Here is a 13,958-nt window from a genome sequence, read left to right on the forward strand (position 1 = left end):
CGCGCGCGATGTGGAATTTCGGGCTGGACCGGATGCGCGTCGTCGCCCCGCGCGACGGCTGGCCGAACCCGCAGGCGGTCGCCATGGCCTCGGGCGCGGGGCGCCTGCTGGACGAGGCGCGGCCCTTCGCCGACCTGCGCACCGCGATCGAGGACTGCCACTTTACCTTCGCCACCACCGCGCGGCCCCGCGGTATGACCAAGCCGGTCTACACGCCCCAGGCCGCGATGGAGGAAGCCCGCGACCGCACCGCGCGCGGCGAGCGCGTCGGCCTGATCTTCGGCCCCGAGCGTGCGGGCCTGGAAAACGAGGACATCGCACAGGCCAGCGCCATCATCTCGGTGCCGGTGAACCCGGACTTCCCGTCGCTGAACCTCGCGCAATGCGTGCTGCTCTGCGCCTACGAATGGCGCCTCGCCACCGAGGATGCGACGCCCGTGTCCGAAGGGCTGGTCGGCACCGACCGCGCCAGCGCCGGCGACGTCGCGCGCCTGGCCGACCACTACGAGGAGCGGCTGGACCAGGCCGGCTTCTTCTTCCCCGAGACCAAGTCCGAGACGATGAAGCGCACCTTCCGCAACATGTGGTCGCGCCTGCCGCTGACCACTGCCGACGTGCACATGCTGCACGGCGTCATGCGGCAGATGGTCCGCTGGAAGGACCGCGGCGACGACTGAGCCGCCATCGGGGTGCGGCAAAGCGGGCAGGGCGCTTGAAGCCCCTGATGGGCGGGCCTAGTGTCCGCCCAAAGAACGGGCAGGCCTGGTGTCCGCGTTAGAATCCCGAGGTGAACATGGCCGAGAAACGCAAGCTTTTCGAAGAGGTCGGCGCCGAGCGCCCCGCGGCGCCGAAGGCCCCGGCGGGCGGCATGATCGACAGCCCCCGGCGCGGCGCGCGCGGCGCCGTGCGGATCTGGCTGATGATCCTCTTCGCGCTGGTCATGGTGATGATCGCCGTGGGCGGCCTCACGCGCCTGACCGACAGCGGATTGTCGATCACCGAATGGCGCCCGGTCACCGGTGCGCTGCCGCCGATGAACGCCGCCGAGTGGCAGTCCGAGTTCGACAAGTACCGGGCCATTCCGGAATACCAGATCCAGAACCGCGGCATGTCGCTGGCCGAGTTCCAGTTCATCTACTGGTGGGAATGGGGCCACCGGCAGCTGGGCCGGGTGATCGGACTGGTCTGGGCCGTGGGCTTCATCGGCTTCGCCGTCGCGCGCAAGATCCCGCCGGGCTGGACCGGACGGCTGCTGCTGCTGGGGGGCCTCGGCGGGCTGCAGGGCGCGATCGGCTGGTGGATGGTCGCCTCGGGGCTCGAGGGCGAGATGCTCGACGTGGCCTCGTACCGGCTGGCGACGCATCTGGGCCTCGCCTTCGTGATCCTGGGCTTCATCGCCTGGTACGTCTTCCTACTGGGCCGGTCCGAGCGTGACCTGATGCAGGCCCGCCGCGAGGGCGAGCCGAAGCTTTTCCGCATCTCGACCGGCCTGCTGCACTTCAGCTTCCTGCAGATCCTGATCGGCGCGCTGGTCGCCGGCATCGACGCGGGGCGCACCTATACCGACTGGCCGCTGATGGCCGGGCAGTTCCTGCCGCCGTACCCGTTCGAGCTGACGCCCGCCTGGCGCAACTTCTTCGAGAATCCCGGCCTGGTGCAATTCATGCACCGCATGGTCGCCTACGCGCTGCTGGCCTTCGGCATCGTCGTCTGGCTGCGCGGGCGCCGGTCGCCGAACGCCGACACGCGCTTCCGCTTCAATGCGGTCTTCGCCGCGCTGGCGCTGCAGGTCGTGCTGGGCATCGTCACGATCCTCTACGGCGCGCCGTGGCAGATCGCGATCGCGCACCAGGTGCTGGCGGTGATCCTGTGGGTGCTGATCCTGCGGGCGCGTTTCGGGGCGCGCTATCCCATCCATCAATCCATCCGAGGCACGTGAATGAGTACGAGTAACAGCTACCAGGCCCTGATGGCCTACCAGCGCGAGACCGAGGCCCTGTCGCAGGTGGCCGGGCGGCTGTCCTGGGACCAGGAGACGGTCATGCCCCGCGGCTCGGCCGAGCAGCGCGGCGACGAGATGGCGGCGATGGAGCACGTGCTGCACGCCCGCCGCGTTGCCCCCGAAGTCGGCGACTGGCTGGCGTCGATCGACGAGGCCTCGCTGGACGAGGTGGGCCGCGCGCAGCTGCGCCACATTCGCCACAGCTTCGAGCGCACGACCAAGGTGCCCGCGCGTCTGGCCTCGGCGCTGGCGCGCACCATTTCCCGCGCGCAGATGGTCTGGATCGACGCGCGCAAGGCCGGCGACGTCTCGGCCTTTCTTCCGGTCCTGACCGAGGTCCTGGCCCTGCGGCGCGAAGAGGCGCAGGCGCTGGCCGGCGACGGGCCGCTGTATGACGCGCTGCTGGACGATTACGAGCCCGGCGCCAAGGCGGCCGAGCTCGAGGCGATGTTCGGCGCCCTGCGTCCCCGCCTCGTCGCCCTGCGCGAGGCGGTGCTGGCGCGCCCCGAGCCGCAGGGCGTGTCGGGCCATTTCGACGAGGCGCTGCAGGTGCGACTGTCGCGCGAGGTGGCGCAGGCCTTCGGCTACGACCTGTCGCGCGGCCGCATCGACATGGCGGTGCACCCGTTCAGCAGCGGGTCCGGCGACGACGTGCGCATCACCACGCGCACCGATCCCAGCGATCCGTTCAACTGCCTCTACTCGACCATCCACGAGGTCGGGCATGCCAGCTACGAACAGAACGTCGACCCGGCCTACCGCCTGACGCCGCTGGGTTCGGGCGTGTCGATGGGTGCGCACGAAAGCCAAAGCCGCATCTACGAGAACCAGCTTGGCCGCTCGCGCGCCTTCACGTCCTGGCTGTTCGCCCGGATGCGCGACCGGTTCGGCGATTTCGGCATCGCCGACGAGGACGCGTTCTACGCCGCCGTGAACCGGGTCAAGAAGGGCTACATCCGCACCGAGGCGGACGAGATCCAGTACAACCTGCACATCATGCTGCGCTTCGACCTGGAACGCGCGCTGATCGCCGGGGATCTGGCGCCGGGCGATCTCGAGGCCGCGTGGAACGACCGGTTCGAGGCCGATTTCGGCTACCCGGTCGACACGCCCTCGAACGGCGTGCTGCAGGACGTGCACTGGTCGGCGGGCCTGTTCGGCTATTTCCCGACCTACAGCCTGGGCAACGTCTATGCCGGCTGCCTGAACGAGGCGATGCGCAAGGCCGTGCCGGACGTGGACGACCGCCTGTCACGGGGCGACACCGGCCCGGCCGTGTCCTGGCTGCGCGAGAACCTGCAGCGTCATGGCGGCCTCTACCGCCCGCGCGAGCTGATCGAGCGCGCCTGCGGCACGCCGCCGTCCGAGGCGCCGCTGCTGGGCTATCTCGAAGCGAAGTTCGGCGACATCTACGGGCTCTGAGCCCGACCCTTCGGCACACCGCCAGTCACACGAAAAAGGCCCTCCCGAGCGGGAGGGCCTTTCCGTCTGGCGCAGCCTTGGGCGCCCCGGGAGGATGGGGCGCCGCGGGCCTCGTCAGGCGTTGACGGTCTTCGCGTTGCCGCGGAAGCCGTCGATCGACCAGGCGCCGGCGCCGGTGATGGCGATGGCGAGGTAGCCGCCGGTGATGGCGAGGTTCTTGAGGAACTGCGTCATCTGGTTCTGGTCGGCCGGCTGGAAGTGGTACAGGATGCCCGCCAGAAGCGTGAACGCCGCCAGGGCGATCGCCACGCCGCGGGTCTGGAAGCCCACGATCAGCGCGAGGCCGCCGAGGATCTCGAACAGGATCACGGGCCAGGCCAGGAAGGCGGGAATGCCGCCTGAGGCCATGTAGCCGGCGAACCCGGCCACGTCACCGGTCTTGCCGAAGCCGGAGACGACGAAGAGCAGGCCCAGCATGATGCGGGCGATCAGCAGAACGGTGGTGTTGGTCGTCGAAGTCATTGTCGCGTTTCCTTGCGTCAAGAGATGCGCAAGGACTTACACTGTGCATCATGTAAGGAAAGTCGCCTATTTATAACAGGGTTCGTGCGCTTCTGCACATGAAGCCGCCCCTGCAGGCGAACAAGGGCGGCGGCCGGATCGTCCGGCGCGCCGCCCCCGATGGATCAGGCCTCGCCGTCGTCTTCGGGTTCTTCGCCCTCTTCGGCGATCCAGGCGACGCTGACGACTTCCTCGCCCTTGCCGGTGTTGAACACCTTCACGCCGCCTGCCGTGCGCGAGCGGAAGCTGATGCCCTCGATCGGCACGCGGATCGACTGGCCCTTCGAGGTCGCCAGCATGATCTGGTCGCCCATCTCGACCGGGAAGCTGGCCACCAGCGGTCCGCCCCGCATCGCGCGGTCCATCGCCATGACGCCCTGGCCGCCGCGCCCGCGCACCGGGTAGTCGTGCGACGACGACAGCTTGCCGCTGCCGTTGGCGGTGATCGTCAGGATCAGGTTCTCGGCCGCGGACATGGCGGGATAGTCGATCTCGACCGCGTCGGTCGATGCGGCCTCCTCGTCCTCGTCGGTCTCGACCTCGGTCTCGTCGGTCAGGCCCGCCATCGCGCGGCGCATCTTGAGGTAGGCGACGCGCTCGGCCGGGCTCGCCTCGAAGTGGCGGATGATCGACATGCTGACGACCTGGTCGCCGTTCTGCAGCCGGATGCCGCGCACGCCGGTCGACTTGCGGCCCTTGAAGACGCGCACCGCCGTCGTTGGGAAGCGGATCGCGCGGCCCGAGTCGGTGAACAGCATCACGTCGTCGTCCTCGGACGCGATGCGCGCGTTCACCAGGCTGACGCCCTCGGGCAGGTCCATGGCGATCTTGCCGTTGCGCATCACGTTGGTGAAATCCGACAGCGCGTTGCGCCGCACATCGCCCGCGCTGGTGGCGAAGACGATCTGCAGGTCCTGCCACTCGTCCTCGGGGCGATCGACGGGCATGATCGCCGCGATGCTGACGCCAGTGGGGATTGGCAGGATGTTGACGATCGCCTTGCCCTTGGACGTGCGCCCGCCCAGCGGCAGGCGCCAGGTCTTGAGCTTGTAGACCATCCCGTCGGTGGTGAAGAACAGCAGCTGCGTGTGCGTGTTGGCGACGAACAGCGTGGTGACCACGTCGTCGTCCTTCAACTGCCCGCCCGACAGCCCCTTGCCGCCGCGCTTCTGCGCGCGGAAATCGGCCAGCGCGGTGCGCTTGATGTAGCCGCCCTGCGTGACGGTGACGACCATGTCCTCGCGCTCGATCAGGTCCTCGTCGTCCATGTCGCCGGCCCAGTCGACGATCTCGGTCCGGCGCGGCACGGCATAGGCGTCGCGGATGGCGGTCAGCTCGTTGGTGATGATCTCCATGATCCGCTCGCGCGAGCCGAGGATCTCGAGGTAGTCCTTGATCTTCGAGGCGAGGTCTTCCAGCTCGTCTGTGACCTCGGTCACGCCCAGCTGCGTCAGGCGCTGCAGCCGCAGGTCGAGGATCGCGCGGGCCTGGATCTCGGACAGGTTGTAGGTGCCGTCCTCGTTGATCGTGTGGGTCGGATCGTCGATCAGCCGGATGAACGGCGCGATCTCCTTGGCGGGCCAGCGCCGGGTCATCAGCTTCTCGCGCGCCTCGGCCGCGTCGGCCGAGCTGCGGATCGTCTGCACCACCTCGTCGACGTTCGACACCGCGACGGCCAGGCCGCACAGCACGTGGCTGCGCTCGCGCGCCTTGCGCAGCAGGTAGGCGGTGCGGCGCGCGACCACGTCCTCGCGGAAGTCGAGGAACGCCGTCAGGAAGGCGCGCAGGGTCAGCTGCTCGGGCTTGCCGCCGTTCAGCGCCAGCATGTTGCACCCGAAGGACGTCTGCATCGGCGTGAAGCGGTAGAGCTGGTTCAGCACCACCTCGGCCGTCGCGTCGCGCTTGAGCTCGACCACCACGCGCACGCCGTGCCGGTCGGATTCGTCCTGCACGTGGGCGATGCCCTCGATCTTCTTGTCGCGCGCGGCCTCGGCGATGCGCTCGATCATCGTGGCCTTGTTGACCTGGTAGGGGATCTCCTCGATCACGATGGCATAGCGGTCCTTGCGGATCTCCTCGATGCGCGTCTTGGCGCGGATGATCACGCTGCCGCGCGCCTCGAGATACGCCTTGCGCGCGCCGGACCGGCCCAGGATCACGCCGCCCGTCGGAAAGTCGGGGGCGGGGATGTAGTCGATCAGCTGTTCGCTGCTGAGGTCGGGGTTCTCGATCATCGCCAGCGTAGCGTCGATGACCTCGCCCAGGTTGTGCGGCGGGATCCGCGTCGCCATGCCGACGGCGATGCCCTCGGCGCCGTTGACCAGCACGTTGGGATAGCGCGCCGGCAGCACGACCGGCTCCTGCCGCTCGTTGGCGTAGTTCGGGACAAAGTCGACGGTGTCCTTGTCGATGTCCTCGAGCAGCGCCTCGGCGACCTTTTCCAGCCGCGATTCCGTGTAGCGGTAGGCGGCCGGCGGGTCGCCGTCCATGCTGCCGAAATTGCCCTGGCCGTCGATCAGCGGCAGCGACATCGAGAAATCCTGCGCCATCCGCACCAGCGCGTCGTAAACCGCGCTGTCGCCGTGCGGGTGGTAGCGGCCCATGACGTCGCCGACGGCGGTCGCGCACTTGCGGTAGGGCTTGGTCGAGGTCTGCCCGTTCTCCCACAGCGTGTACAGAATCCGCCGGTGCACAGGTTTCAGGCCGTCGCGCAGATCGGGGATCGCGCGGCTCACGATCACGCTCATCGCGTAATCGAGATAACTCGACTTCATCTCGTCGATGATGTCGATCGCCGGACCAGAGCGTGGGACGGGGATTTCCTGTTCGTCGTCAGGGGGTTGTGGCGTATCGCTCACGTCGGAAGCCTGCTGCTGTTACTGCCATATCTTGTTGGGTCCCGTATACCAGATGCTGGATATGGGGTGCAATGCCGGGTGAACCGCGCGGTTTGGCAGCCGCGGCCAGAACCTGCTAACACACTGTTTTAATTGATTTGAAATCTCTCGCGCTGCAGCATCGAGTCATCGTCACGAAAGGTGGACCGATGCAGGTAACGGAAACCGAACTGATGCTGAAGGGGTACGGCCTGACCACGGCCGAATTCTTCTACCGGATGCCCGACTACAAGCACGTGCTGAACACGTTCGTCTGGCAGGACTACGACCTCGCGCCCGATCACAAGCGGCTCTTCTCGTTCATCGAGTTCTGGCAGGACGAGATCGAGGGGCCGCTGCACTCGGTGCGTTTCAGCCACCGCCGGCTGGTCGCCCCCGGCGAATGGCAGAATGTCGTCGGAGAGTTGACCTACCACTAGGCGCGGACCCGCGAGGCGCCGAAGGCGCGGGGGCCTGACCCCCGCGCCCCGATTCAGGGAATGATGCGCGAGTACTTGGCGCCTTCCAGCGTCGCACCCAGGCGCAGCCCGCTCTGCGCGAAGATCACCGCGATCACCGGCGCCAGCGACGTGGTCGTCTCGGCGGCCAGCGTCTCGCCGCGCTCGGGCGTGGCGTAGACCATCTTGGCGCCGGCGGCGAAGCCGGGCGAGCGGCGGAAGGTGCGCAGCGCCTCGTCGGTCATGAAGAACAGCACGTGCGCGTATTGCTGCGCGCCGATCTGCAACCCGCCGCTGGCCTTGGCGAGCGAGTAGTAATCGACCGTGGCGCCGCCCACGCGCAGCGCGCCGCGGCCGTAGGCGCCGCCCAGGCCGAGCCCCGCCTCGGTCACCAGCGGCATCACCAGCATGCCGGTCGATTTCGCGGCCAGGTCGCGCGTGGCCGGGTAATCCGCGTAAAGCTGGTTCAGCGTGGCGTCGACGCGCGCGTCGATCAGCTCGGGTCCGCGGCTGCCCACCCCGTTGGCGCAGCCCGCCAGCAGCAGCGTGCCGGCCGCAAGGCCGGTCGTGAAAGTCCGTCGCGAAAGTGTCATGTGTCCGCCCGATTTCCTGGTTTCTCTGGTGCCTCTTGCCCCGACCGTGCCGCCGGTTGGCGATTTTATAGCTTTGCCCGCCCGCGCTGTCACCAGAAGATGCCCGCGCGGGTGGATTCCGCGGGAACCCGCCTGTGTTCCGGGCGCGATGTCAGCCGTTCAGCAGCCGCGCCGCGGCCGGGGCAAAGTAGGTCAGCACCCCGTCGCATCCGGCGCGCTTGAAGGCGGTGAGGCTTTCCATCATCACCCGCTCGCCGTCGAGCCAGCCGCGCTCGGCCGCGCCGGCCAGCATCGCGTACTCGCCCGACACCTGGTAGGCGAAGGTGGGCGCGCCGAAGGTCTCGCGCGCGCGGCGGATCACGTCGAGATAGGGCATCCCCGGCTTGACCATGATCATGTCCGCGCCCTCGGCCAGGTCGCGCGCGATCAGGCGCATCGCCTCGTCTCCGTTGCCCGGGTCCTGCTGGTAGGTCTTCTTGTCGCCGGTCAGCCGGCCCGAAGCGCCCACCGCGTCGCGGAACGGCCCGTAGAAGGCCGACGCGAACTTGGCCGCGTAGCTCAGCAGCAGCACGTTGCCGTGGCCCTCGGATTCCAGTGCCGCGCGGATCGCGCCGATGCGCCCGTCCATCATGTCCGACGGGCCGATGATGTCGGCGCCGGCGCGCGCCTGGCTCAGCGCCTGCTTGACCAGCGCCTCGACCGTGGCGTCGTTGACGACATAGCCGTCCTCGACGAAGCCGTCGTGCCCGTCGATGTTGTAGGGGTCCAGCGCCACGTCGGTCATCACCGCGATGTCGGGCACCGCATTCTTGATCGCGCGCGTCGCGGTGTTCGACAGGTTGTCGGGGTTCCAGGCCTCGGCGCAGTCGCGGGTCTTCTTCTCGGGCGGGGTGTAGGGGAACAGGCAGATCGCCGGAATGCCCAGGGCGTGCGCCTCGCGCGCGGCCTCGACCACGCGGTCCACCGACAGCCGGTTCACGCCGGGCATCGAGCCGATCGGCTCGGACACGCCCTCGCCCTCGCGCACGAAGACCGGCCAGATGAAGTCCGACGGCGCGACGTTCGTCTCGGCCACCAGCGCGCGGATCGCGGGCGTGCGGCGCAGCCGGCGGGCGCGCTGGCTGGGGAAGGGGGCGTGGATGGGCTGCATGGGGCGTCCTCGTGTCGTTCGTGCAACGGGTATCGGCCAAGGTAGCGCGGGTGTCCAGAGACGCGCCGGGCGGCTGGGCACCCGCGCACCCGCGCGCTACATGGGCACGTCCGCGCCCCGGTTCCGGCGCGCGGGCACGATCACGGACCCGACAGCGAGGCGGCCTTGGGCTTCTACGACACGGTATTCGAATTCATCGACATGCGCTCGTTCTCGAACCTGTGGTTCTGGATCATGCTGGCGGTGGTCTGGTCCTCGGCCAGTCACTGGGTGCTGGGCGTGCCCTTCGACATGGTTACGCGCGCGCGCCGCAACCCGCACGCCGCCGCGGATCTCGAGTCGCTGGCGGCGATCAACGCCAACCGGCTGATCTTCATCGCCGACGAGGCCGGGCTGTGGCTGACGGCGATCGCCTCGGCGCTGCTGACGGGGCTGGCGCTGCTGGGGTTCCTCTATGGCAGCGAGTTCGCACAGGCGGTGTTCCTGCTGATCGCACCCTTGTCCTTCGTCTTCCTGCTCAGCCTGCGCACCGCGCGCCGGGTGCTGGACACCGACCGCGCGGGCGACGCGCTGCGCCGGCGGCTGGGCCTGCACCGGATCTTGGTGCAGGCGATCGGTCTGGTGGCGATCTTCTTCACCGCGCTGTGGGGCATGTACCAGAACATCGCGTCGCCATTCCTGTGACGCACATACACGCGCGCCTGCGCGGTTGACCCCGCCCGCGCGCCGCGCCAAATGGCGCGCATGGCACAGCGCATCATCATGGGCGGCGCGCCCGAAGGCTTCGACGCCAGGCTCGTCCTTTCCGAAATCGACAAGGCCGGCGGCCCGGTCATCCACGTCGCCCGCGACGACCGCCGGCTGGCGGCGATGCGCGACGCGCTGGCGTTCTTCGATCCGTCGATGCCGGTGCTGCACTTCCCCGCCTGGGACTGCCTGCCCTATGACCGCGTGTCGCCCAACGCCGACATCTCGGCCGCGCGGATGGCGACGCTCGCGGGTCTCGCCCATCGCGGCCCCGACCGCTTCGTGCTGCTGACCACGCTGGCAGCCGCGACCCAGCGCATTCCCGCCCGCGAGGTCCTGCGCGAGGCCGCCTTCGCCGCCCGCGTGGGCGACCGCGTCGACGAGGAGGCGCTGCGCACCTTCCTCGTGCGCATGGGCTTTTCCCAGGCGCCCACCGTGACCGAGCCGGGCGACTACGCCATCCGCGGCGGCATCATCGACATCTTCCCGCCGGGCGAAGGCGGGCCCGTGCGGCTCGACTTCTTCGGCGACACGCTGGAATCCGCGCGCCGCTTCGATCCCGGCAGCCAGCGCACCACCGACACGCTGAGCATGGTCGAGCTCGCGCCGGTCTCCGAGGTCATCCTCGACGAGGCCGCGATCACCCGCTTCCGCCAGAACTACCGGATCGAGTTCGGCGCCGCCGGCAGCGACGATCCGCTCTACGAAGCGGTCAGCGCAGGGCGCAAGACACAAGGGATCGAGCACTGGCTGCCGTTCTTCCACGAGCGGCTCGAGACGCTGTTCGACTACCTGCCCGACGCGCCGGTGCTGCTCGACGACCAGGCCGAGCCCGCGCGCGGCGCGCGCTGGGACAGCGTCGCCGACCAGTACGAGGCCCGCAAGCACGCGCTGGACCAGAAGCAGACCATGGGCTCGAGCGTCTACAAGCCCGTGCCCCCCGCGCAGCTCTACCTCGACGAGGATGCCTGGACCGGCGCGCTGGCGCAGCGCCGCATCGTGCAGTTCAACCCGCTGCCGCAGGCAAGCGGCCCGGGCGCCGTCGACGCGGGCGGCCGCGCCGGGCGCAGCTTCGTGCCCGAGCGCCAGCAGGAAAGCGTCAGCCTCTTCGCAGCACTCGCCGACCACGTGCGCAAGCGCCTGCAGGCCGGCCCCGTCGTCATCGCGTCCTATTCCGAGGGCGCGCGCGAACGTCTGACCGGCCTGATCGAGGACGAGGGCCTGGCCGAGGCGATCCCGATCCCCGACGCCACCCGCGTGGGCAAGCGCGGGCTGCACCTGACGGTCTGGGCGCTCGAGGCCGGGTTCGAGGCGCCGTGGCAGGCGGCCGGCAAGGACGGCCGCATCACCGTGATCTCGGAACAGGACGTGCTGGGCGACCGGCTGATCCGCCAGCCGCGCAAGAAACGCAGGGCCGAGAACTTCCTGACCGAGGCGCAGAGCCTGTCGCCCGGCGACCTGGTGGTGCACGTGGACTTCGGCATCGGCCGCTACCAGGGCATGGAGGTCATCACCGCCGCCGGTGCGGCCCACGAATGCCTGGTGCTGGAATACGCCGAGAGCGCGAAACTCTACCTGCCGGTCGAGAACATCGAGCTGCTGAGCAAGTACGGCCATGAGGAAGGCCTGCTCGACAAGCTGGGCGGCGGCGCGTGGCAGGCGAAAAAGGCGCGGATGAAGGAACGCATCCGCGAGATGGCCGACCGGCTCATCCGCATCGCGGCCGAACGCGCCCTGCGCCGCGCACCGATCATCGACCCGCCTCCGGGCGCCTACGACAGCTTCGCCGCGCGCTTCCCCTACGAGGAGACCGACGACCAGCTGCGCGCCATCGAGGACGTGATGGAGGACCTGCATTCGGGCAACCCGATGGACAGGCTGATCTGCGGCGACGTGGGCTTCGGCAAGACCGAGGTCGCCATGCGCGCGGCCTTCGTCGCGGCCATGTCCGGCGTGCAGGTGGCGATCATCGCGCCCACCACGCTGCTGGCACGCCAGCACTACAAGGACTTCGCCGAACGCTTCCGCGGCTTCCCGCTGAACGTCGCACCCCTGTCGCGCTTCACCGGCGCCAAGCAGGCCGCGGCCACGCGCGACGGCATCGCCAAGGGCAGCGTCGACATCGTCGTCGGCACCCACGCACTGCTGTCCAAGAACGTGCGCTTCAACAATCTCGGCCTGCTGATCGTGGACGAGGAACAGCACTTCGGCGTCTCTCATAAAGAGCGGTTGAAGCAGATGCGCACCGACATCCACGTGCTCACGCTGACCGCCACGCCGATCCCGCGCACGCTGCAACTGTCGCTGACCGGCGTGCGCGACCTTTCCGTCATCGGCACGCCGCCGGTCGACCGCCTCGCGATCCGCACCTACATCTCGGAATTCGACCCCGTGACGGTGCGCGAGGCGCTTCTGCGCGAACGCTACCGCGGCGGACAAAGCTTCTTCGTCGTGCCGCGCATCGCCGACCTGCCCGAGATCGAGGAATTCCTGCGCGACCAGTTGCCCGAACTGACCTATGTCGTCGCCCACGGCCAGATGGCGGCGGGAGAGCTCGACGACCGCATGAACGCCTTCTACGACGGCAAGTACGACGTGCTGCTGGCCACCACGATCGTGGAATCCGGCCTCGACATCCCCACGGCGAACACGATGATCGTGCACCGCGCCGACATGTTCGGGCTTTCGCAGCTCTACCAGATCCGCGGCCGCGTGGGCCGCTCGAAGACCCGCGCCTACGCGTATCTCACCACGAAACCCAAGGCCAAGCTGACCGACACGGCCGTCAAGCGCCTGCGCGTGCTGGGCAGCCTCGACACGCTCGGCGCGGGCTTCAACCTCGCCAGCCAGGACCTCGACATCCGCGGCGCCGGCAACCTGCTGGGCGAGGAACAGTCCGGCCAGATGCGCGAGATGGGCTTCGAGTTGTACCAGTCCATGCTGGAAGAGGCGATCGCCAAGATCCGCTCGGGGCAGATGGAGGGCCTGACCGAGGATGATGGCCAGTGGGCGCCGCAGATCAACCTCGGCGTGCCTGTGCTGATCCCCGAGGACTACGTGCCCGATCTCGACGTGCGGTTGGGCCTCTACCGCCGCCTGTCGTCGCTGACCACCAAGGTCGAGTTGGAAGGTTTCGCCGCCGAGCTGATCGACCGGTTCGGATCTCTGCCGCGCGAGGTGAACACGCTGCTGCTGGTGGTGCGCATCAAGGCGATGTGCAAGCGCGCCGGCATCGCCAAGCTCGACGGCGGGCCGAAGGGCGCGGTGATCCAGTTCCACAACGACAAGTTCGCCAAGCCCGAGGGGCTGGTGAAGTTCATCGAGGACCAGAAGGGGCTGGCGAAGGTCAAGGACAACAAGATCGTCGTCCGCCGCGACTGGACCCGCGACAAGGACAAGATCCAGGGCGCCTTCGCCATCGCCCGCGACCTGGCCGAGGCCGCCGGCACCATCAAGCGGCGCGAAAAGGCCTGAGCGGGGGCAGGGGGCGCTGCCCCCTCTGCTCCTGCGGAGCATTCACCCCCGGGATATTTCTGGACCAAAGAAACCGCCTGTTAACCATGCGTGGTCAAACTTGGCGGGCGGAACAGGCGGGGACGCCGATGACCGTGATCGAAGAAGCAAATGCGCTTCGGCCCGCCGCGGAGCGATCCCGGCGGGCTTTCGCGTCTTGCATCTTTGGTCTTCAAATATCCCGGGGGAGCCGCCGCAGGCGGCGGGGGCAGAGCCCCCGGATGGCGCTTCGTCTCGTCGCCGCGCGGCGTCGAAGGTCGGCCCGAATCCTTACGAAAGATGAATCCGTCTCTGCAAGTCATTGATCTTGCTGAGGCGCAGCCCTGTCCCATCGTGTCCCATCGTGGGACAGGGCAATCTCTCACGCCCGGCGGCGGCGGCGCCCGCCCCCCGCGCGTCCGCCGCGCGCGCCGGCCGGCGCCTCGCCGGGGGCCTTGTTGAACCGGATCCATTCGCCGCCATGCGCGTCGGAATCGAGCAGCAGGTTCGCCGCCCGGATCGCCGCCATCTCGGACCCCGCCCGCGCGGACATCGAGCCCAGACCGAACAGCGTCACGAAGGTCTCGTCGTCGATGTCCTCCGGCAGGATGATCCCGGCGGCCTCGACCTCGGCCTTCTTCTCGGCGATCTTCGTCT

The 13,958-nt window shown here is 68.8% G+C and carries 10 protein-coding genes and 1 pseudogene; 6 read left to right on the forward strand and 5 right to left on the reverse strand.

Translation table 11 applies throughout. The features are described from left to right. From ACFDTC_RS13135 to ACFDTC_RS13145, 3 genes are all read left to right on the forward strand, one after another. Window positions 1–677 (forward strand): RNA methyltransferase (locus ACFDTC_RS13135; RefSeq protein ID WP_375259335.1); only part of this gene is annotated, 677 nt, incomplete at its 5' end. Window positions 678–793: 116 nt separating this feature from the next. Further along, window positions 794–1,939 (forward strand): heme A synthase, encoded by a 1,146-nt coding sequence (gene ctaA, locus ACFDTC_RS13140; protein WP_375259336.1) that lies wholly within the window; start codon window positions 794–796, stop codon window positions 1,937–1,939. Next, the gene (locus tag ACFDTC_RS13145) at window positions 1,940–3,424 is read left to right on the forward strand and encodes a carboxypeptidase M32 (protein ID WP_375259337.1); all 1,485 of its coding nucleotides are present in this window, start codon (window positions 1,940–1,942) and stop codon (window positions 3,422–3,424) included. Window positions 3,425–3,538: 114 nt separating this feature from the next. Here ACFDTC_RS13145 and ACFDTC_RS13150 read toward each other — a convergent pair whose 3' ends face one another. Beyond that, window positions 3,539–3,946: a DoxX family protein gene (locus ACFDTC_RS13150; RefSeq protein WP_375259338.1), complete on the reverse strand. Its 408-nt coding sequence runs from the start codon at window positions 3,944–3,946 to the stop codon at window positions 3,539–3,541. A 164-nt stretch (window positions 3,947–4,110) separates the two neighbouring features. Next, a complete protein-coding gene (gyrA, locus tag ACFDTC_RS13155) occupies window positions 4,111–6,843 on the reverse strand; it encodes a DNA gyrase subunit A (protein WP_375259339.1) in 2,733 nt (910 codons plus the stop codon). Between the two features lie 188 nt (window positions 6,844–7,031). Here gyrA and ACFDTC_RS13160 point away from each other — a divergent pair, with 188 nt between their 5' ends. After that, complete coding sequence (locus ACFDTC_RS13160) at window positions 7,032–7,301, forward strand: usg protein (protein ID WP_375259340.1); 270 nt, start codon at window positions 7,032–7,034, stop codon at window positions 7,299–7,301. Between the two features lie 53 nt (window positions 7,302–7,354). Here the strand turns inward: ACFDTC_RS13160 and ACFDTC_RS13165 are convergent, their stop codons facing one another. Both ACFDTC_RS13165 and hemB read right to left on the reverse strand, forming a co-directional pair. Beyond that, entirely contained in the window at window positions 7,355–7,912 is a 558-nt protein-coding gene (locus tag ACFDTC_RS13165) for a YSC84-related protein (RefSeq protein WP_375259341.1), read from the reverse strand. 151 nt (window positions 7,913–8,063) lie between these two features. Continuing rightward, window positions 8,064–9,062, reverse strand: a complete 999-nt coding sequence (hemB, locus tag ACFDTC_RS13170) for a porphobilinogen synthase (protein ID WP_375259342.1) — start codon at window positions 9,060–9,062, stop codon at window positions 8,064–8,066. A gap of 165 nt (window positions 9,063–9,227) precedes the next feature. On the opposite strand from hemB, the gene ACFDTC_RS13175 reads away from it, so the two are divergent. Both ACFDTC_RS13175 and mfd read left to right on the forward strand, forming a co-directional pair. Further along, window positions 9,228–9,746, forward strand: coding sequence for a component of SufBCD complex (locus tag ACFDTC_RS13175; RefSeq protein ID WP_375259343.1), 519 nt, complete (start codon window positions 9,228–9,230; stop codon window positions 9,744–9,746). A gap of 60 nt (window positions 9,747–9,806) precedes the next feature. Next, complete coding sequence (gene mfd, locus ACFDTC_RS13180) at window positions 9,807–13,283, forward strand: transcription-repair coupling factor (RefSeq protein ID WP_375259344.1); 3,477 nt, start codon at window positions 9,807–9,809, stop codon at window positions 13,281–13,283. A 400-nt stretch (window positions 13,284–13,683) separates the two neighbouring features. Here mfd and ACFDTC_RS13185 read toward each other — a convergent pair. Next, window positions 13,684–13,958 (reverse strand): annotated as a pseudogene (locus tag ACFDTC_RS13185) (methyltetrahydrofolate cobalamin methyltransferase); the annotation flags it as partial.

The sequence above is a fragment of the Citreimonas sp. genome (genome assembly GCF_042096055.1).
In the GTDB taxonomy this organism is placed as follows: Bacteria; Pseudomonadota; Alphaproteobacteria; order Rhodobacterales; family Rhodobacteraceae; genus Citreimonas.